Origin of the sequence: Luteibacter sp. CQ10, assembly GCF_040900725.1 — a bacterium.
Taxonomy (GTDB): domain Bacteria; phylum Pseudomonadota; class Gammaproteobacteria; order Xanthomonadales; family Rhodanobacteraceae; genus Luteibacter.
Genome location: NZ_JAEUYM010000002.1, coordinates 707,110 through 727,986 on the forward strand (window position 1 = coordinate 707,110; position 20,877 = coordinate 727,986).

The 20,877-nt window shown below is 66.0% G+C and carries 16 protein-coding genes; 9 read left to right on the plus strand and 7 right to left on the minus strand.

Annotation, left to right across the window (positions count from 1 at the left end; translation table 11 throughout):
- The first annotated feature begins 76 nt into the window (after window positions 1–76).
- The 8 genes from JNG39_RS12005 to JNG39_RS12040 all read left to right on the plus strand — a co-directional run bounded on the left by JNG39_RS12005 (window position 77) and on the right by JNG39_RS12040 (window position 6,913).
- Complete coding sequence (locus tag JNG39_RS12005; protein ID WP_368311627.1) at window positions 77–379, plus strand: hypothetical protein; 303 nt, start codon at window positions 77–79, stop codon at window positions 377–379.
- A 78-nt stretch (window positions 380–457) separates the two neighbouring features.
- Entirely contained in the window at window positions 458–991 is a 534-nt protein-coding gene (locus JNG39_RS12010; protein WP_368311629.1) for a gamma carbonic anhydrase family protein, read from the plus strand.
- A 145-nt stretch (window positions 992–1,136) separates the two neighbouring features.
- The gene (locus JNG39_RS12015) at window positions 1,137–3,185 is read left to right on the plus strand and encodes a M3 family metallopeptidase (RefSeq protein ID WP_368311630.1); all 2,049 of its coding nucleotides are present in this window, start codon (window positions 1,137–1,139) and stop codon (window positions 3,183–3,185) included.
- A gap of 54 nt (window positions 3,186–3,239) precedes the next feature.
- The gene (gene xth / locus JNG39_RS12020; protein ID WP_368311632.1) at window positions 3,240–4,007 is read left to right on the plus strand and encodes an exodeoxyribonuclease III; all 768 of its coding nucleotides are present in this window, start codon (window positions 3,240–3,242) and stop codon (window positions 4,005–4,007) included.
- Window positions 4,004–4,675: a YecA family protein gene (locus JNG39_RS12025; RefSeq protein WP_368311633.1), complete on the plus strand. Its 672-nt coding sequence runs from the start codon at window positions 4,004–4,006 to the stop codon at window positions 4,673–4,675. The genes xth and JNG39_RS12025 overlap by 4 nt, the downstream gene beginning before the upstream one ends.
- A gap of 121 nt (window positions 4,676–4,796) precedes the next feature.
- A complete protein-coding gene (locus JNG39_RS12030; protein WP_368311635.1) occupies window positions 4,797–5,633 on the plus strand; it encodes a pirin family protein in 837 nt (278 codons plus the stop codon).
- A 152-nt stretch (window positions 5,634–5,785) separates the two neighbouring features.
- Window positions 5,786–6,469 (plus strand): HAD family phosphatase, encoded by a 684-nt coding sequence (locus JNG39_RS12035; RefSeq protein WP_247371938.1) that lies wholly within the window; start codon window positions 5,786–5,788, stop codon window positions 6,467–6,469.
- Window positions 6,470–6,562: 93 nt separating this feature from the next.
- Window positions 6,563–6,913, plus strand: coding sequence for a hypothetical protein (locus JNG39_RS12040; RefSeq protein ID WP_368311636.1), 351 nt, complete (start codon window positions 6,563–6,565; stop codon window positions 6,911–6,913).
- 85 nt (window positions 6,914–6,998) lie between these two features.
- On the opposite strand, the gene JNG39_RS12045 is transcribed toward JNG39_RS12040, so the two are convergent.
- From JNG39_RS12045 to JNG39_RS12075, 7 genes are all read right to left on the minus strand, one after another.
- Window positions 6,999–9,860, minus strand: a complete 2,862-nt coding sequence (locus JNG39_RS12045; RefSeq protein WP_368311637.1) for a discoidin domain-containing protein — start codon at window positions 9,858–9,860, stop codon at window positions 6,999–7,001.
- 4 nt (window positions 9,861–9,864) lie between these two features.
- Complete coding sequence (locus JNG39_RS12050; RefSeq protein WP_368311639.1) at window positions 9,865–10,686, minus strand: carbohydrate ABC transporter permease; 822 nt, start codon at window positions 10,684–10,686, stop codon at window positions 9,865–9,867.
- A complete protein-coding gene (locus JNG39_RS12055) occupies window positions 10,683–11,561 on the minus strand; it encodes a carbohydrate ABC transporter permease (protein WP_368311641.1) in 879 nt (292 codons plus the stop codon). The genes JNG39_RS12050 and JNG39_RS12055 overlap by 4 nt, the downstream gene beginning before the upstream one ends.
- A complete protein-coding gene (locus JNG39_RS12060) occupies window positions 11,558–12,838 on the minus strand; it encodes a sugar ABC transporter substrate-binding protein (RefSeq protein ID WP_368311643.1) in 1,281 nt (426 codons plus the stop codon). The genes JNG39_RS12055 and JNG39_RS12060 overlap by 4 nt, the downstream gene beginning before the upstream one ends.
- Window positions 12,838–14,316, minus strand: a complete 1,479-nt coding sequence (locus tag JNG39_RS12065; RefSeq protein WP_368311644.1) for a glucoamylase family protein — start codon at window positions 14,314–14,316, stop codon at window positions 12,838–12,840. The genes JNG39_RS12060 and JNG39_RS12065 overlap by 1 nt, the downstream gene beginning before the upstream one ends.
- Window positions 14,317–14,568: 252 nt before the next feature.
- A complete protein-coding gene (locus JNG39_RS12070) occupies window positions 14,569–17,406 on the minus strand; it encodes a TonB-dependent receptor (RefSeq protein ID WP_368311646.1) in 2,838 nt (945 codons plus the stop codon).
- Between the two features lie 105 nt (window positions 17,407–17,511).
- Complete coding sequence (locus tag JNG39_RS12075) at window positions 17,512–18,525, minus strand: LacI family DNA-binding transcriptional regulator (RefSeq protein WP_368311647.1); 1,014 nt, start codon at window positions 18,523–18,525, stop codon at window positions 17,512–17,514.
- Window positions 18,526–19,200: 675 nt separating this feature from the next.
- Between JNG39_RS12075 and JNG39_RS12080 the strand changes: the two genes are divergently transcribed.
- The gene (locus JNG39_RS12080; RefSeq protein WP_368311649.1) at window positions 19,201–20,874 is read left to right on the plus strand and encodes a type IV secretory system conjugative DNA transfer family protein; all 1,674 of its coding nucleotides are present in this window, start codon (window positions 19,201–19,203) and stop codon (window positions 20,872–20,874) included.
- Window positions 20,875–20,877 lie beyond the last annotated feature (3 nt).

The following is a 20,877-nucleotide window of genomic DNA, read 5'->3' on the forward strand; positions in this document are numbered from 1 at the left end:
TGCGGGGCCGTTCATGGTCCGCAACCCCCGAAAGAGGGATACTTGGCGTTCCCCCCAAAGGCAAGGAGCCTCTCCCATGAACCGTTTCGGCATCCTCTTCTTCATGGCCGCCCTCGGCGGCGCCGTGCTCAGCGCCTGCCAGACCGCCCCCGCCACGCAGCCGCGGCCGCAACCGGTGGCGGGCTTCGTCACCGACGTGAAGGCCTTCGACGCCTTCATCGCCACCCGTCCCACGCCCGAGCAGTTTCGCGCGGCCTACCCCGATGTCCTGCTGGTCACGCCCGACATGATGACCACGCGCGAGATCCGCATGAACAACAGCCGCTATTTCCCGGAGATGGACGCGGAAGGCCGCATCAAGGGCGGCAAGTTCATGTGAGCGCGAGCGAGCCGCCACGCGGCCGTGTAAAGCGCAAGAGCGTTATGCTTGCAGGCCACGCTTGACGGTTCTCCATCCATGCCCCTCCGGTCCTTCAAAGGCATCCTTCCCCGCCTCGGCGCACGCGTCTACGTCGATCCGGCCAGCACCGTGATCGGCGACGTCGAACTGGCCGACGACGTCTCCGTTTGGCCCGGTGCCGTCGCCCGTGGCGACGTGCACCACATCCGCATCGGTGCCCGCAGCAACCTGCAGGACGGCGCCATCATCCACGTCACCCACGACGGCCCCTATACGCCCGGCGGTTTTCCCACGCTGATCGGCGAGGACGTCACCATCGGCCACGGCGCGGTGATCCATGCCTGCACCATCGAGGACGCCTGCCTCATCGGCATGCACGCCACCGTGCTCGACGGCGCGGTGGTGAGGAAGCACGCCTTCGTGGCGGCGGGCGCCCTGGTGCCGCCGGGCAAGGTGGTCGGCGAGCGCGAGCTGTGGGTGGGCAATCCGGCGAAGATGGTTCGCCTGCTGAGCGACAGGCAGGTGGAGCAACTCTATTACTCCGCGGCCAACTATGTGCGCCTGAAAGACCACTATCTCGCCGCTCCGTAGGGGCACGGACACGGTTCGCCCCCGTAGCAAGGCTGCTACCGAAGGGGTGGGAGCCGATCGTATCGGCGAACCCTACGAAGCGGCGATGGCCGTGCTTGATTTGCCCGCCCCACAGCACCACGCTGGGAACCGAAAGGAGATCCCCATGGACAGCACCACCAATCCCCTGCTCGACCCCAACGGCGACCTGCCCGCGTTCTCGGCCATCCGGCCCGAGCACGTCGAACCGGCCATCGACCGGCTCATCGCCCAGGAGCGCGCACGGATCGACGAGATCACCGCCGAGGGCGCCGTGCGCGACTTCGAGCACGTGATCCTCGCCCAGGAGCGCCTCGATCAGGCCATGGCCCGCGCCTGGGCGCCCGTGAGCCACCTGCATTCGGTGGCCGATTCGGAAGCCCTGCGCAAGGCGCATGGCATCGCCGAGGAGAAGCTCACCGAACACGGCCTCGAGGTGGGTCAGAACCGCGCGCTCTATGCCGCCACCCAGGCCGTGGCCGACCGAGACGACTTCGCCGGGCTGCCGGTCGCCGCCAGGGCGTCGGTGGAACACGCGCTGCGCGATTTCCGCCTCTCGGGCGTGGCCCTGGAAGAACCGGCGCGCACGCGCTTCCGCGAGATCGGCGTGGAGCTGTCCCGGCTCACCACCGAGTTCTCCAACGCCGTGCTCGATGCCACCGAAGCGTGGCACAAGCACATCACCGACGAACGCGATCTGGCGGGTATCCCCGCGTCGGGCCGCGCCGTGTTGCGTGAATACGCCCGCGAGGCCAAGCTCGACGGGTATCTCGTCACCCTGAAGCAGCCGAGCGTGCAGGCGGTGCTCACCTATGCCGAGAATCGCGACCTGCGTTTCGACGTCTACTACGCCTACCAGACCCGCGCTTCCGACCAGGGACCGGACAAGGGCAAGTTCGACAACTCCGAGCGCATCGAGCGCATCATGGCCCTGCGCCACGAGGCCGCGCAGCTGCTGGGCTTCGCCAACGCCGCCGAGGAATCGCTGGCGACCAAGATGGCGTCCTCGCCCGACGACGTGCTCACGTTCCTGAGTGACCTCGCCGTGCGCGCCAAGCCGCAGGCGAAGGAGGAACTGGCCGACCTGCGCCGGTTCGCCACCGACGAACTGAAAATCGAAAATCTCGAACCCTGGGACATCGGCTTCGCCGCCGAGCGCCTGCGCCAGCAGCGCTATGCGCTCGACGAAGAGCAGCTGAAGCCGTATTTCCCCGCCCCGCAGGTGGTCGACGGCTTGTTCGCCGTGGTGGAGAAGCTCTACGGCGTCACCTTCAAGCCGCGCGACGACGTGGACACCTGGCACAAGGACGTCCGCTACTACGATCTGGCGAACGCCGACGGTACCGTGTTCGCCGGTGCCTACGTCGACCTGTATGCCCGTTCCGGAAAGCGTGGTGGCGCGTGGATGGACGTGTGCGAACATCGCTTCCGCGATGGCGACCACCTGCAGTTGCCCGTGGCCTTCCTCACCTGCAATTTCCCGCCGCCCACCGCCGGCGCGCCGGCGCTGCTGACGCACGACGACGTGCTGACGCTGTTCCATGAATTCGGCCACGGCCTGCACCACATGCTGACCGAGGTGGACGTCCCCTCCGTCGCCGGCATCGAGGGCGTGGAATGGGACGCGGTGGAGCTGCCCAGCCAGTTCATGGAGAACTTCGCCTGGGATCGCGAGGCGCTGCGCCTGTTCGCCAGGCATTACGTCACCGGTGAGCCGCTGCCCGACGAGCTCTACGAGAAGATGCTGAAGGCGCGGCATTTCCACGCCGGCCTGTTCCTCGTGCGCCAGCTCGAATTCGCCCTGTTCGACTTCCGCCTGCACCTGGAATACGACCCGGCCAGGGGCGCCCGCCCGATGGAGGTGCTCGAAGAGGTACGCAAGGAAACCTCGGTGCTGCATCCGCCGGTCTGGCAGCGTTTCCCGCACGCGTTCAGCCACATCTTCGCGGGCGGCTACTCGGCCGGTTACTACAGCTACCTGTGGGCGGAGGTGCTTTCGGCCGACGCCTTCGAGCCGTTCGAGGCGGCTGGGGTGCTCGATCGCGCCACCGGCGAGCGCTTCCGCCGCGAGGTGCTGGCCGTGGGCTCCACGCGTCCGGCGCTGGCCTCGTTCGAGGCCTTCCGCGGCCGCGCACCCGAGCCGACGGCCCTGCTGCGCAGCTACGGCCTGGCCTGACGTCGAACCCGGACATCGCCAAGGCGGCATCCGGGTTTCCTTTACAATGGCGCGATGAAGATCGCCTCATGGAACGTCAACTCGCTCAAGGTCCGCCTGCCCCACCTCCAGCAATGGCTGGGCGAGGCGCAGCCGGACATCGTGGCCTTGCAGGAAACCAAGCTCACCGACGACAAGTTCCCGGTGGACGAACTCGCGGCCATGGGTTACCGGTCGGTCTACTCCGGCCAGAAAACCTATAACGGCGTCGCGATCCTGGCGAAGGACGAGCCGACCGACGTCGTCACCGACATCGACGCCCTCGACGACCCGCAGCGCCGCATTCTCGCGGCCACCGTGGGCGATGTCCGCGTCATCGACCTCTACGTGGTGAACGGCAAGGCGCTGGGCGACGAAAAATACGCCTACAAGCTCCATTGGCTGGAGAAAGTGCGCGACTTCGTGGCGCAAGAGATCGCGAAACACCCGAAGCTGGTGGTGCTGGGCGACTTCAACATCTGCCGTGACGACCGCGACGTATACGATCCGGTGGCCTGGGGCGAAGACATCTTCTGCTCGCCGCCTGAGCGCGCGGCCCTGCAGGCCATCCTAGACACCGGCTTGCACGACAGCTTCCGCCTGTTCAACGACGAGGCCGGCCAGTTCAGCTGGTGGGACTACCGCCAGGCCGCGTTCCGCCGCAACATGGGGCTGCGGATCGACCTCATCTTGATCAGCGATGCGCTCAAATCCGTAGCCACCTCGTCGATCATCGACAAGGCGCCCCGCAAGTGGGAACAACCGTCCGACCACGCGCCCGTCGCGCTGGAGCTTATGCTTTGAACACACCCAAGTCCGAATGGCCGAGCTCCCTCGACGACAAAGAGCTCGAAGAACTCGACATCTTCCTGCGCAAGCACGGCAGCGAGGGCGATCTCATGCTCGACGGCGTGCATGGCTTGCTGTCGTCCATCGCGGTGGGGCCGCTCGAGGTCAAGCCCGAGGAATGGCTGCACGAGGTGTTGCACGAGGCGTTCGACGACGAGGACGAAGGCAACCGCACGCTGGCGTTGCTGGCCAAGCTCAACGACTCGATCATGGCCGAACTCGACGTCGACGCCTACGAGCCCATCCTGGGCGAGATCGATACCGAGGAAGGCCCGATGCTTTCCGCGGCGGGCTGGTGCGAGGGCTTCAGCCGCGGCATCGACATGCGCGCCGGGCTGTGGGAGGCCCGTCTGGCCGGCGACCCCGACCTCATGCAGCTGTTGGGACCGGTGATGGCGTTGGCCGTCGACGAAGGCGTGCTCCAGGCCGACGCCGAGTTCGAGAAGCTCACCGACGACGAATACGACGAGTGCCTGGGCCAGTTGCCCGAGGTGCTGAACGCCGTCGCCCAATACTGGCAGGACAAACCGCCCACCGAGGACGAGATCAAGGCCATGACGCGCCCGCGCGCCGGCGACGACGATCACCCGCCTCGGCAGCGGTCGGGGCATTGGGTGCATTGAGGCGAGCGATCCGCGCGAAGCGCGTCACCTTGACGAAACAGATCGTTCTCCCGACGCGCCTTGGCAGCGCCGTATCCAGGGCGCATCGTGTGCACGGTCCAAAGCCTTACCGGAGCACGCCATGACCCAACGCCACATCATCCGCCGCGTACGCGGCGTCGACACGTCCGATGGCGCGGGCGTGAAGCTCAAGCGCGTCATCGGCCAACCGGCGCTCGACACGCTGGACCCGTTCCTCCTGCTCGACGAGTTCCGCAGCGACGAGGCCGGCGATTACATCGAGGGCTTTCCCGAGCACCCGCACCGCGGCTTCGAAACGGTGACCTACATGCTCGCCGGTCGCATGCGGCACAAGGACAACCACGGCAACACGGGCGACCTCGGCCCCGGCAGCGTCCAGTGGATGACGGCCGGGCGCGGCATCCTGCATTCGGAGATGCCCCGGCAGGAGGCAGGCCTCATGTGGGGGTTCCAGTTGTGGGTGAACCTGCCGGCAGCCGACAAGATGACGGCGCCGCGCTACCAGGACATCGATCCGTCGGCGATCCCCGTGGTGCATCCTGCGCCCGGCGTAACCGCGCGCGTGATCGCCGGTGGACTGGCGGGTGTCGAGGGTGCGGTCCGAGGCGTAGCCACGGCACCGGTCTACCTCGACCTCTCGCTGGAACCGCATGCCACCTTCGACGTGCCCTTGCCCGAAGGCCACGCGGGGTTCGCGTACGTTTTCGACGGCGCGCCCGCCCAGGTGGCCGGCCAGGAGCTGGCTCGCGGCGACCTGGGCGCGTTCTCGCGCATCGGCGACACGGTGTCGCTGCGCGCCGGCGACGCGGCCACGCGCCTGCTGATTGTGGCGGCCCGCCCGCTGGACGAGCCGGTGGCCCGGTATGGCCCCTTCGTGATGAACACGCCGGAGCAGATCCACGAGGCCATCGCGGACTTCCGCGCCGGGAAGTTCTAGGCCAGGAGGGCGACGCCTCGCCCGGTAGGAGCTGCTTCAGCGGCGATCCCAACAGTGTCGTGACTCCGGATCGACGCTGAAGCGGCTCCTACCGAGCAAGGGTTTGGTCGGAGCCTTGAGCTCGACACGCGAGCCGGCTTACTCTGGCGGGCATGTCCCGACAAAAACACGCGTTTCTCTTCGACCTCGACGGCACCCTCGTCGACAGCGTCTATCAGCATGTGCTCGCCTGGAAGGAGTCGCTCGACATGGAGGGCATCGACCTCTCCGTGTGGCGCATCCATCGCAAGATCGGCATGAGCGGTGGCCTGTTCACCGATATCCTGCTGCGCGAGACCGGCACCGACATCACCCCGGAACGCATCGATCGCCTGCGCCGCAACCACGCGGCGGCCTACGCCCGGCTGGCGCAGGCGGGCCAGGTCAAGCCGCTGCCCGGCGCGGTGGCGCTGCTGAAATGGCTCACCGATGCCAACATTCCCTGGGCCATCGCCACCAGCGGCCGCATGGAGACGGCGGCGCACAACATCGCCGCGCTCGGCGTCGATCCGAACAAGGTGCCCGTGGTCACCCGCGACCAGGTGCGCCACGCCAAGCCCGATCCGGACCTCTTCGTGACCGCCGCCGAGCGGCTGGGCACCGATATTCGCGACGCCATGGTCATCGGCGACGCCATCTGGGACATGCTGGCCGCCCAGCGCGCCCGGGCCCTCGGCATCGGCCTGCTGTCCGGTGGCTACGGGGAGAACGAGCTGGAGCGGGCGGGTGCCTATCGGGTCTTCGAAGATCCGGCCGACCTGCTTCGCCACATCGACGAAGTCGCCGCCCGAAGCTGAACGAATCGTCCCGGTTCCCCATGCCATTTAGCTGCCGGACGGACTCCGGTACTTAGCATGGGTGGAAATGCAGTCGCGAGGATGTCACTGCCCATGCGTTTTCTCTTCACCGTCATACCGATTACGGCCGCGCTGATCATCGCGGCCTGCTCTCCGTCCGAACCGTCCGCGCCGGCGCCCGCCGTCGCCAGCACGGCCGCGTCGCCCGCCCCGGGCAAGACCTCGCCGGCCAATCCCGCCCTGGGCTCGCCGGAGTGGTATGCCTGGGTGGACAAGACCCTCGCCATCAGCGACGACGGTCACGGCCCGCGCCCGGAAACGCCTGAATGGAACGAGGCCGTGAATCGCAAGCTGGGACAGGAAGCGCCGCAGGCGAACCCGGGCTCGCCGGAATGGCAGCAGGCGGTGGATGCGTTGCTCCGCACGCGCGTGGCCACGCATTAAGGTCCATTGCCGTCCCATCCCTCCGGCAGACAAGCTCTCGAAGCGCGGCTACCGAAGGGGTGGGAGCCGATCGTATCGGCGAATCCTACGGTAGCGTGACGTCCAGCCTCGTCGATCCGCCGCCCACCGTCACCTCCCTCGAGGGCAACGAGAGCACCAGGCCACCCGGCGGCTCGATCGGCTGGGTGACGACCAGTTCCACCACCCCGCCCTTCGCCTTCAGCGTATAACCCAGCCGCCCGTACGGCGTCCGAAGATCGCGCACCGCGATACCGTCACCTTCGAGCCACGCCGGCCGCACCCCCGCCGCCAGCACCACGGCATGGTCCGCATCGCGTTCGTAAGCGAACAGGTCCAGCGCCGAACGCACGTAATCCGACGCGATCCACGCATGCGGCATGTCGCCGACGAAGCGTGGCTTGCGTGGATCGCGGCCCACCACCTCGGCCCACTGGTTCCACGCCGCGGGACGACGGTCGGCAAAGAAGAAGTCGAGCAAGGCGGTGACGCGGTCACGCCAGCCCAGGCGCACGAAGGTGGCGACGGTGCGCAGCTCGTAGGGCGTATAGTCGTCCCAGTCGCGCTTGCCGTCGCGCCGCGCGACGAAATCCTCCCAGTATTTCTCGAACGTGCGATGCAGCAACGGCTGCGGAAGCCGCGACTGCTCGCCCCCCGGCGACACCGCGATGGTGGTCGAGGTGGCGTCGAAGTCGCCCAGCTCGGCGGCGCCGGGGATGAAGTCGATGCCCTTGCGCTTTACCGCCGCGGCAATGGATGCGTGCAGGTCGGTGCGGAAAGCGTCGCGCGACGCGCCGAACGCCTTCGCATCGTCGTCACGGCCCAACGCCTGTGCGAGGTCCGTCGCATCGTCGTAACCCTTCAGCGCCCAGAAGTCATCCCAGTACGAGTGCATGGGCTTGGCCGAGTAGCCCTCGTGGCTGATCGACGCGGGCATGAGGCCATACAAGGGCAACGGCTGGCGCTCGGAGGCACGCAGCGCGTCCATGTAGGCGACGGCCTTGCGCACGTGGGGATACAGCGCCTTGGCCGCGGCGCGGTCATGCGTGTATCGCCAAAGCTCGGCGATGGCGAACACGAGCTCACCGTGGCTGTCGTTCTCCGGCACCGGATCGGAGCCGCGCGCATCCACGCAGCACGGCACTTTGCCGTTGGAAAACTGATGCGGCGCATACCAACGGACGAATTCGCCCGCGACGTCCTCGTGCCCCGTGCGAAGCAATCCCTCGAGCATCATCGCGCCGTCCCGTATCCAGGTGCGCGAATACGAGCGCGTGCCCGGCTGCAAGGCGGGGCCGTCGCGCGACATCAGGATCTGGGCGATACCGCTCTTCATCGTGTCGACGATGGGCTGGGCCACTTTCGGTACCGTGATGGAGACGCGGTCGAGCGTGTCGCGCCATCGTGACGCGACGGCGTCGGCGTGCTCGGCGAGCCACGCGCTAGCGTTGCCGGGCCGGGCGAACGACGTACCAGGCTGCGAGGGCACGACGACGCCGAGATCGACATGACCGCGTGCGGGAACATGCACGCGGTACAACAAGGCCCCTTGCGCGAGCCCATCGGCATTATGCGCCCTCGTGGGAGCCGACGCCGTGGGTGATGGAACCCGCGACATGCCTCCATCACCAGCGCAGCCGGCTTTCATGAGATCGGCGGGTGAGGCAGGGACGAAACAGGTCGTCGGCTGAAGCGGTATGAGTTTCCGCGTGCCGTCGACCGTGAGCGACCGCCCATCCCATGCCATGTCGTGGATGGCGGCGATGCCGCCGGGAGCATTGAGGAACTGCGTCGGTGGATTGACCTGGAACGGACGCGCGGCCAGCGCGAGCGTCACGTCGCGCGCCGTAGCGCCGTCGTTGGCGATGCGGTAGGCGAGTATCAGCGACGACGAGCCCGGATGCCCTTCGGCGAACGCCGTCGTCGTGAGCGACAAGGCCCCGCGTTTCCACGTGACCGAAGGCATCGGCAGATAGCCATCGCGCAACGACTGCGTGGTCTCCACGTCGGCCCAGGTTACGAGACGACCGCCGTCGATGAGAAACGGTTCGATGGAAAAGCCCCCTCGCGTCGTCTCGACGGCGCCGTCTTCGGAGATCAGCGCCGAATCGCGCGAGCCGCCATCGACGCCGACGATCGTCCAGTAGGATTGCTCGCCGGAAAATCCGCGCGGATAAAGACCCCGGCGCACGCCTTTGGCCCGCGCTTCGATCATGGCGTTGGGTGTCGGCGGCGGCACGGGTACCGCTTCCGGCGCACGGGGCGTGAGGCGAAGATCGTCGAAGCAGACCTCACCCGCGTCCGCGACGCCCTTCGGCTGCGCCTCCTTGTAGACCATGAACTCGACGTCGCGCGTGCGGCGCAGAGTCCGGTCTTTCACCGGCCCCCAGGCGAATTCCACCTGTCGGCTGGTGATGTCCAGGGGCTTCCAGGCGGTCGACGGCACGAAGCCCGGTGTCTGGTGCCACCACACGTTGTCGCCGCTGTCGTCGATGAACTTCAGCTGCAGCGTGTTCGGCGGCATGTGGCCCTTCACGCGGAACGACAGCGCGAAGCCAGCGGGAAAATCCACGGGCAGCGTTCGTCGCATCGATGCCGAACCGGAAACGCCATGGAAATCGAACGCGAGGCATAAGCCACCATCGGGACCCTTGCTCACGGCGGCCGATACATCGTCGGTATGTGCGGCCGTCCAGGCGGACGCATCGTCGAGGCGATCGAGCGAACGGGATCTGTCGGTGGCGGAAGCCGCGCACGATGCGATCAGAGCCAGGGCGAAGAGCGCGCTCTTACCGACCGCGTCGTACCGGCGCAGGCCGCCGGGGCGATCGGTTGTCGCGGTATCGCGTGGGCGGAAACCGGGGCCGTGGGCACCGGCCTGCGCCGGTGCGACGAACGTCTGAAGCGATCTGCAACGCGAACGCCTCACGGTCTCACCCTTTCACGCTACCGAGCAGCAGGCCTTCCAGGTAATACCGCTGCAAGGCGAGGAACAACACCAGCACGGGCAGGATGGTGACCACCGAACCGGCCATCATCAGCTCGCTGTCCTGCACGTGTTCGCGCGACAGCGACGCCAGCGCGATGGGCAACGTGTAGTGCTCCTGACCGGTCAGCGCGATCAGCGGCCACATGAAGTCGTTCCACGCGGCGAGGAAGGTGAAGATCGCCAGCGTCACCATGATCGGCTTCAGCAGCGGCATCACGATGGTGGCGAAGATGCGGAACTCGCCCGCGCCGTCGATGCGCGCCGCTTCGAGCAGGTCGTTCGGAATGCCGCTGGCGTACTGCCGCACGAGGAAGATGCCGAAGATGGTGGCCAGCGCCGGTATGATCACCGCGCCATAGGTGTTCACCAGGCCCATGTACTTCAGCAACAGGAACAACGGCAGCATCGCCACCTGTGCCGGAATCACCAACGCTCCCAGCAGCACCTGGAAGAGGCGCTGGCGCCCGGTGAACTCGAGCTTGGCGAAGGCGTAGCCGGCCATCAGGTTGAAGGCCAGGGAGATCAGCGTGATCGCCGTGGAGATCAGCAGGCTGTTGAACAGGTAGCGTCCCATGCCCGCGTTCATGAACAACTGGCGGTAATTGGCCAGCGTGGGATGCCCGGGCAGCACCGGTGGCGGCAACGCGCTGGCCTCGCCCGGTGTCATGAACGAGACCGACACCATGTACAGCAACGGGGCGATGGCGACGGCCGTGCCGGCGAAAAGCAGGCCGTTGACGATGGCCTTGGCGGTACGCGGGCTCATGCGGGTTCTCCCCGCTTCGACAAGCGAAGCATCGTGGCCGTGACGGCGAACATGATGACGAACAGGATGAAGGCCACGGCCGAGGCCGAGCCCAGGTTCCACCACTTGAAGCCTTCCTCGTACATCAGGTACAGCACCGAGGTGGTGCTTTGCAGCGGGCCGCCTTCGGTCATGACGTACGGCTCGGCGAAGAGCTGGAAATACCCCGAGACGGTGAGGATGCTCACCATCGTCATCGTCGGTCTCAGCATCGGAAGGGTGATGTGGCGGAACTGCGCGAACGGCGAGGCGCCGTCGATGCGTGCGGCCTCGTAGAGATCGCCGGGAATGGCCTGCAAGCCCGCCATGAAAATGATCATGTTGTAGCCGAAGTTCTTCCACACGGCGAACAGGATGATGGTGGGCATGGCCCAGTGCGGATCGCCCAGCCAGTCGACGTGTCCCAGCCCCATGCGGTCGAGCACGTAGTTGACCAGGCCGTACTGCGTGTTGAAGAGATAACGCCAGATCACGGCCACCGCCACCACGGTGGTCACCACGGGGGCGAACAGTGCCGTGCGGAAGAAGGCCTTGAAGCGGGCCAGCGGCGAGTTGAGGAGCATGGCGGCACCGAGCGAGGCCGCCATCGACAGCGGCACGCCCACCACCACGAAGTACACCGTGTGTCCCAGCGCCGACCAGAACAACGGCCGGTGCAGCAACGTCCAGTAGTTTTCCAGCGCCACGAAGCGCAGGTTGCGGATGTCCGCCAGCGCGTAGAGGTCGTAATCGGTGAGCGAAAGCACCAACGCGGCGATCACCGGCAACAGGAAGAACAGGCCGAGGATCACCAGCGCGGGTGTGACGAACACCCAGGCGGCACGCGATGCGGTCATGGCTTGGCCCCGTGGTCGAGCATCCAGCGACGTTTTTCCAGCAGCTTGTCGGCGCGGCGATCGATTTCCGCGGCGGCCTCGTCGACGGTGAGGTCGCCATGGGCGGCACGCGCGGCCACCAGCTGCATCTCGGTGACGATGCGCTCCCATTCGGCGACGGGCGGCGTGGCCTTCACCCGCTCCAACTGGTCGCGGAAGGCCGCGGCCTTGTCGTCGTCGCGCAGCGACGGCGCCTGCCACGACGAGCGGCGCGGCGGCATGTCGCCGAGGATGGCGTAGAAACGTGCCTGGATCTCCGGGCGCGATAGGAATTCCACCAGCGCCCATGCATCGTCCTTGTGCGGCGAACTGCGATAGATCACCAGGCTCGATCCGCCCGCGTTCGAGGCACCGGGCCCGTTCGGACCGGGCAACGTGGCTGTGCCCCAGTCCCCTTGCTGCTCGGGCGGAAGGCGATGGCGGAATTCGCCGATGTTCCACGGGCCGGACAGGTAGAACGCAAAGAAGCCCTGGCCGAACGCCGCCCACGGGTTGCCGATGTCGACGTTGGTCATCATCGGCGCCTGGTGTTCGCGGAACATCGACACGTAGAACGCCAGCGCCTTCTTGAATCCCGCGCTGCGGAAGTTACCGTAGCGCCCGCCGTCGCGCAGCAGGGGATCGTCCTGCTGGAGCGCGAGGCAGAGCAACTGCTCGAACTCGTTGGTGGGAAGCAGTGCACCGTAGGCCTTGCCCACCGGCTGCGCGAGCTTCGCCATCATGGCCTGCCACTCGGCCCAGTCGCGCGGCGGATGGTCGTAGCCCGCCTTCGCCAGGAGATCCTTGCGATAGAACAGCAGGCGCGTGTCCACGTACCAGGGTACGCCGTAGAGCGTGCCGTCGATGACGTTGGTGGACCAGATGGCCGGGAAATAATCGTTCGCCTCGACGGTGCGCGACGCCTTCACCCTCGCGTCGAGCGGCTCCAGCGCGCCGAGCGCCACCATCTCGGGAATCCACGTGTTGCCCAACTGGGTGATGTCCGGCGTGGAGTTGCCCGCATACGCCGTGAGCAGCTTCTGGTGGGCGGCGGTGAGCGGCAACTGTTGCACGGCCACGTGCAGCCCCGGATGCTCGCGTTCGAACTCGGGCAGCAGCTGGCGCACCGCTTCGCCTTCGCGGCCGATGGTCCAGAAGGTGAGCGTACGGCTGCCTTCGGCCGGTTTTCCGCACGCGCAAAGCAAGGCGCAGGCGAGCGCCAGCGCGCATGCACGGCGAAACCGGCGGCCGAACGACATCACCAGAGTTCGGCCGCCGCGTCGGAATCCAGCCAGCCGCCGGTAAACCCCGCGCGCTGGAGGCCCTTGCGGATGTACGGGTTCTTCTTCATCACGTCCCAGACGAAGTTGCTGCGGTAGTTCTCGATCATCAGCACGATCGGGCCCTGGTCGATGCCCAGGTGCACCGTATCGGCCCAGCCGCCGCCGGGGATGAGACGACCGGTGCGGACGTCGGCCTTGGTGGTGAAACTGAGGTTGAACGCGTCCACGAAGCCGTACTTCGTGTAGATGTACTGGCCGTACTTCTTCTTCATTTCCTCCAGCGCGGGAATCACGATCTCCGGCGCGAAGGCGATGGAACCGCCGGCCGCGGTCGGCACGATGGTGCCGTCGTCGGAGATGTAATCACGCCCCGCGCCGCGCGCGGTGTAGCCATGGAAGGTGATTTCCTTGTCGCCCTGCTTCACCACGAAGCCGCCGGGGCCGTTGCTGGCGGTGAGGCCCCACACGTTCTTGCCGTAGCCCTTCCAGCCGCCGGGATTGGCGATGGCGTAGGCCTGCTGCGAATACGTGGCGCGACGGCTGTTCTCGAAGTAATCCAGGTCGTGCGCGCCGCTCCACGCGTCGCGGATGCCGCGGAAGTCGACCCACGTATGGCTGTACTGGTGGCCGAACATCGGCGCGAAATTCAGGAAGGTCTGGCCGTGGAATTCACCCCAGGTCTTGTCGTAGGTCTTCGTCCAGGCCTTCCACGCGTCGTCGCCCACCGGGTGCGTGGGCGAGCCCAGCGCGAGCAGGTAGACCAGCATGCCTTCGTTGTAACCCTCCCAGTCGTGCGGGATGGTCTTGCCGCCCGGCGTCCAGCCCATGCTGATGAGGGGCGCGCGTTTCTGCAGCCAGGTCCAGTCCACGCGGCGGTAGATGGCGTCGGCGAGGTCGCGGATTTCCTTCTCCTTCGCGTCGTCGCGGTCGTAGTAGCTCTGCGCGAACAGCACGCCGCCGAGCAGCAGCGTGGTATCTACCGACGACACCTCCACCCAGTTGGCGAAACGCGTGCCGGTCTTCATGTCGAGGAAGTGATAGTAGAAGCCGTGGTAGCCGGTCTCGCCTTCCTCGGCGTCGCCCTGCGGCGAGTTCTTGAAGAAGCGCAACGTGGCCAGCGTGCGATCCACCGCCTGTTCGCGGGTGATCCAGCCGCGTTCCACGCCGACGCCGTAGGCGGTGAGGCCGAAGCCGACCGAGGCGATGGAGGCGAAGGAGTCGCCGGGGTAATGGTCGGGGATGAGGCCGTTCTCGGGGTTGGCGCTGTCCCAGAACCACTGGAAGGTCCGCTTTTGCAGGTCGGCGATCGACGCGGGGATCGCGTGCGATTCGTGGGCGGCGACTGCCGCATGCTTCGCGGGTGCCTGGCCCTTCTGCGCCATCGTCAGTGGCATCACCGCGGCCAGGATCAGGCCGAGAGCGAGGGACAGGCGTTTCTTCGTGGTGGCTTGCATGACGATCCTCGGGGAAGACAGGAGCCGTGCGAAGTTAACACGACGTGTAAACGTTTACATGGCCGCTCGACGTCATTCCCGCGAACGCGGGAATCCAGCGCCCCGGTCCATGGTTTTGGCGACGCCGTTTCATCGGCTTCTCGCGCAGCGACGATGGGGCGATAACCCATCTCACGGCGCTGGGCTCCTGCGTACGCAGGAGCAACGGGGCTTTCCCGCCCGTGCTCATGCACGGGCGGGACCATCGCTTCATCAGAAGCTGTACCGCGCACCCACCTGGTAACTGCGCGTCACGCCGATGATGCAGGCCGGCTGACCGAAGTTCGGCTCGGTGACGAGCGTGGTATAGCAACCGTAGTTCTTGAAGTTGAACACGTTGAACGCGTCGGCGCGGATCTCCAGCGCCTGCGTGCCGCCGAAGTTGAAGGTCTTCGACAGGGCCAGGTCCATGTCGCGGTAGCCCCACGCGTTCGGGATGATGAAGTTGCCCTTCTTCGGTGCGGCGGCACCGATGTGCGGGCCGCGGTTCGGATCGTTGTACGCCGTGCCGTAAACCACGTCGTACGGATCGCCCGAGCCGAGCGTGATGAGCGTGCTCAGCTTGATGTCCCAGGGCAGCTTCACCGTGCCGTTGATCACCAGGCGATTGCGCTCGGCGGTGCGGCCCCACGGGTACGCGCCCGGCGTGGCGTAGTCGAGCGAATAGGCGTCGTTGCCCTGCTTCTTCGCGTTGGTGTACGTGTACGCGATGCCCACGCCCCAGCCCGAGGTGTCGGTGTAGGGCTTGTCGATGCCAATGAGCACCGAGCTGGAGGTGTATTTCTTCGTGGTGTTGATGAGTACGGTGTTGTAAGCGCCCACCGGAATCGAGGTGTAATCGGGCGCCGGACGGTTGCCGAAGATCCAGGTGAACTGGCGATAGCCGAGCAGTCGGCTCAAGGTGAGCGAACCCACCCAGTCGCCCATCGTCTGGCGCACGCCGAGGCTGAACTGGTCGGTGTACGGGGGCTTGGTCTTGTTGTTGAGCAGGTCGATCTCGCCGCCGCCGGCGTTGCCGCCCTGGATCAGGCCGTCGAGGCCCGCCCGGGTGAGGTACTGCGGCTGCCACACGGTGGTGGGATTGCCTTCCAGGTTCGGCGCGCCGTTGGCCGAGAAGAAGAAGTTGTAGTACGGGAACTGCGCGTGGAAGGATTCCTGGATGATGTTGTCGTACGGCGTGCGGTCGTAGTAACGGCCGGCACCGCCGAACACCGTGGTGCTCTGGTCGCCGCTCGGGCTCACGTCGAGCGAGAAGCCCAGGCGCGGCTGGATCTCGCCCTTGTACGCGCTGCGGTTGTGGCCGTTGCTGATGTAGCTGTCCGGCAGGCCAAGCGCGCGCACCACGGCGGCCTGGTCGTCCGGCGTGACGTAGAAGCGGTTGATCGCGTTGGTCTCGTAATCCCAGCGCACGCCGAGGTTGAGCTGCAGGCGGTCGGTGACGTCCCAGTCGTCCTGCACGTAGATGCCGTACTGCTTGTTCTTCAGGCTGGCGGTCTTGCCGTCCGGCGAGTAGACGGCCGAGTAGGGAATATCCAGGCCGGTGGGCGCATCCGGGCGGTAGCTGTACTGCGGCGTGGAGCTGTTGTTCTCCAGCAGGTGCTGGTTGACCGTGGCGATCTTGATGCCGGTCTTGATCACGTGCTGGCCGTGCCAGTTGACGTCGTCGAAGGTCACGTCGTCACGCAGCGTGAAATTGTTCTGCTGCTTTTGCTGCACGCTGGACGAACCGCCGATCTGCGCGATGCCGATGAAGTTCTGCGACGGGATGTCGGGGTTCACCGGGTGCGGGTTGTACTTGTAGTCGCCGCGATCGAGCAGCAGTTCGTTGACGAAGGCGTCGCCGCGGTACTGCCACTTGAGCAGCAGGTCGGTCACCTTGTTCAGGCGCTCCTGGCGGCCGTCGTAGGCGGTGGTGCCGCCGAAATTGATCGTTTCCTTGTCCTTGCGGTTGGAGTAGCTCAGGTCGACGTCGTTCTTGTCGTCCGGATGCCAGCTCAGCTTGCCGAAGTACACCTTCTCGTCGAAGGGCGCGGCGAAGGTGCCGTTGTACTGGGCGAAGCGGTCCGCGTAGGTCGGGTTGTTGATGAAGACGGTCTTGTTGGCGTCTTCCTTGTTGCCTTCGAAGTTGATGAAGAACTGCAGCTTGTCCTTGATGATCGGACCGCCGAGCGACGCGCCGTACTGCTGGCGGCGATACGCGGGCTTCTGGTCGCTCACCTGGCGGGAGAACTCGTCCTGCGTGACCATGCCGCGCGTCTGCAGGAAGTCGTACACCGACCCGTGGAACTCGTTGGTACCCGACTTCGTCACCGCCGAGACGATGGCGGTGCCGGCCTGCTCGTACTCGGCCTTGTAGTTCTGCGTGAGCACGCGGAACTCCTGGATCGCTTCCTGCGAGAACGGGTTGCCGCGCGAACCGTCCTGGCCCACCAGGCCGCCCTGGAGGATGTTGTTCTTCAGGTTGGCGCCGTCGATGAACACGTTGGTCTGGTTCGACGGCTGGCCGCCCGCGCTGAACGACTTCGAGTTCTTGTCCTTGGGCGTGCTGATGCCCGGGGTGAGGCCGGCGAAGTTGAGGAAGTTGCGCGAGTTCTGCGGCAGGTCGCGAATCTGCTGCGTGGTGATGTTGCTGGCCACTTCGGAGGTGCGCGTCTCGATCAGCGAATTGGCCGAGACGGTCACGCCTTCGAGGTTGGCGGCATTCGCCGGCGCGGCGGTGGCCACGCCGCCGTCGAGGTCGAGCACGAGCGACTGACCGATCTGCACGGTGACGGTCTGGCTGACCGCATGCGTGCCGTTGGCCGTGGCGTCGATGCGATAGGTGCCCGGCGAGAGGCCGGCCAGCGTATAGGTGCCGTTCTCACGCAGGGGCACGCGCGCGGCGAAGCCCGTGTTGACGTTGGTGGCCACCACCTCGCCCGAGGCTTGCGCCGGTGCGTTGGTGACGTGGCCGCGGATGGTCGCGGTGCTCGACTGCGCGAGCGCGCCGGTGGGCGCCAGGGCCGCGGCGGCCGCGAGGCCGAGCGCCATGGCGATGTGTTTGGACAGCATGTTTCCGTGGTTCCCCATGGCTCTCACCCCTCCCGGTATTCGGGCGTTGTCGTTATGTGTCTGGTTATCGTGAATCCGTGACGGCGCCCCCGAGGCACCATCGTCTCAACCCCGTTTCGCCGTGCCTCCGCACGACGACCGGATGACGAGTTCGGTCGGTATCAACCGGCGTTCGGCCACCGGCGGTTCGCTTTCGTCGTCCACCTGTTCGGCCAGCAGGTCGAGCGCCTGCGCGCCGAGTTCGGCGATGCGCAGCCGCACCGTGGTAAGCGGCGGCGACACGTAGCGCGCCATCGGAATGTCGTCGAAGCCGACCACCGCGATGTCGTCCGGCGTGCGCACACCCCCCTCCGCCAGCGCCGAAAGGCAGCCGATGGCCATCATGTCGTTGGCGGCGAAGATGGCATCGGGGCGCGGCTGCATCGCCAGCGCCTCACGACCGGCGCGATAGCCCGATTCTTCGGTGAAGTCACCCGACAGCACCGTGGCCGTGTCGCCCATGCCTGCCCGGGCGAGCGCGTCGCGGTAGCCGCGCTCGCGCTCCTGCACGTCGTGGTTCACCTCGGGACCGGCGATGAAGACGATGCGCTTGCGGCCCAGCCCGGTCAGGTGCTCGACCATCGCGAGTGCGCCGCCGTAGTCGTCCACGTCGAGCGCGGCATGCCGCTCCGAGCGCACGTGGCTGTTGATCAGCACCGTGGGCAGCACGATCGGCAGGTTTTCGTCGAGGAAGGCGCGATCGGCATGCGGTGACATCACCAGCAGGCCATCCACCCGGCCCTGCATGGCGCGCAGCGCGATGGCGGCCTCGGTGGCGTCGCCGTGCGAGCTGGACACCAGCAGATAGAGGCCGCGCTTGCGCGCGGCCAGGTCGATGCCGCGGATGAGTTCGGAGAAGAACGCGCCATGCAGGTCGGGCAGCAAGGCACCGATGGTCTGGGTGCGGCGGGTGATCAGGCTGCGGGCGGCGCTGTGCGGCACGTAACGCAGGCGGGCTGCCACCTCGCGGATGCGCTTCTGCGTTTCGGCGGTCACGCCGCTGTGCCCGTTGAGGGCACGCGACACCGAAGCCACCGACACGTTGGCCATCCTCGCGACGTCTTTGATCGTTACGCTCACTGCGTTCTCGCCCTTGTGCCCCTGGCCCGGAGGGGCCTGTGGGCGCGCAACGTAAACGTTTTCATCAAGGGTGTAAAGCTTGTTAAATCAATGGGTTGTTGCGCCGCACGAGTAACGCCGCTTACGTTGCATACCAATTGCCGGGCGAGGTCGAAAAATCCTTCGATGTCAGCGATTTGAGTGGCCTGGCGTGGATTGCGGCAACGCAGCACGATCTCGTGACGGTTCTTTCATCGTACTGAACGAGTCGCGAGCGAGCGCGTTGGATGACGTGAGCAAAATCCGTCAAATCCGGGCCCAAGCCGTTCGATTGCGCCGCAGGAGCGGATGTCGAAGCAACGTTCCAGCCACCTGCACCGTCGCTCCCGCGAGAGCAGGAGCCCAGCGCCACTCGTCCGAGCTGGCGAAAATCGCACTTACGTCATCCCGGTACCACGCCGCATGCAAGCTCGACAACCCCACCCGCGTAGGCCGAGCCCTGAGAAACGCCATCGTAAACGTGGCATGTTGAGCTGTTTCGTAGTTTCCTATTTCGTCTTTGATATCAACAGGAAAACGACGAACGGGCCGAGATCGGCCTCAGGCCTCGCCTGACCGCCCATCCGAGAACAAAACGTTTGCATTGCCATTCTCCTCCCCCAAGGATGAAGAGCCCTCGCACAGGACGTTCGTTACATGCACCTTGGAAAGGTCGCCGTCGCACTGACGGCGTGTCTGGCCGCCGGAGTCGCGGCTCTGTATGGATCGGCCCACCTCACCCACTTCCTGCTGGGGCTCGACGGCTCGCCCTCCTGGAACATCTGGTGGCGTTACTACCTGGTCGCCGATCAACCCGCCTACGCGCCCTTCGCCTGGCGCATCAAGCTCGCCGGGGCACTAGGCGTCGGCGTGCCCCTGGTAGTGCTCCTCGGCGCCGTCGCCCTCCTGTTCCGCCGGAAACCCGCATCCCTCCATGGCAAGGCCCGCTTCGCCACCGCGATCGACCTCGCCCGGCGAGGCATGTTCACCCGAACCGACACCAGCCTCATCGTCGGCCGCATGGGACGGCGCCTCGTGCACATGTCCGGCCAGCAGTTCGCCCTGCTCGCCGCGCCCACGCGCAGCGGCAAGGGCGTGGGCATCGTCATTCCCAACCTGCTCACCTACGAAGGCTCCGTCGTGGTGCTCGACATCAAGCAGGAGAACTTCGACCTCACCAGCGGATGGCGCGCCAAGCAGGGGCAGGAGGTCCACCTGTTCAATCCGTTCGCCGAGGACCGGCGCACGTCGCGCTGGAATCCGCTCCATTACGTGTCCGATGGGGTGTTCCGTATCTCGGACATCATGTCGATCGCGGAAATCCTCTACCCCGACGGCTCGGGCGACCAGAAGTTCTGGGTGAGCCAGTCGCGCAACGCGTTCGTGGCCTTTGCCATGTACATGTTCGAGGAGCGCGACGAGATGAGTGCACAAGGGGGCGAGTCCAGCGAGCCGAGCCTCGGTCGACTGTACAAACTGTCGTCGGGCGGAGGCGACGACCTCAAGGCCTACCTGAGGGAGCTCTCCGCCAAGAGCTTCGTCAGCGCCGAAACCCGCAACGCCTTCGCCAACCTGCTCTCGCAGGAGGAAAAGACCTTCGCCTCGATCATGGGCAGCTTCCGCGAGCCGCTGAACATTTTCCTCAACCCGGTGGTGGACGCCGCCACCAGCGGCAACGATTTCCTCCTGACCAAGCTGCGCGAAGAGAAGATCACCATCTACATCGGCATCCTGCCCAACAAGCTCGCCGAGTGCCGGATCCTGGTCAACCTGTTCTTCAGCCAGCTCATCAAGCTCAACACGAAAGAGCTGCCGCAGCAGAACGCGAAGCTGCAGCATCAATGCCTGCTGCTCATGGACGAATTCACCGCCATCGGCAAGGTGGAGATCCTCGCGCACGCAGTGTCGTTCATCGCGGGCTACAACCTGCGCCTGCTGCCGATCATCCAGAGCCTGTCCCAGTTGGAGGCCACCTATGGCGCCGACGTGGCGCGAACGTTCGTGACCAACCATGCGTTGCAGATCGTCTACACGCCGCGCGAGCAACGCGATGCCTCGGACTACTCCGAAATGCTCGGCTACACCACGGTGCGCAAGGAAAACATCTCGCGTACGCGCGGCGACGTCAGCCGAAGCCATAGCGAAGAACGTCGGGCGCTGATGCTGCCGCAGGAGTTGAAGGCGATGAGCAAGGACAAGGAGGTGTTCTTCTACGAAGGCATTCCGCATCCGGTGATGTGCGACAAGATTCGGTATTACGAGGAGAGATATTTCAAGAAAAGGTTGTTGCCGAAGATCGAGCCTAACGTGCTGCATTTGATGAGCAAGTAGTCG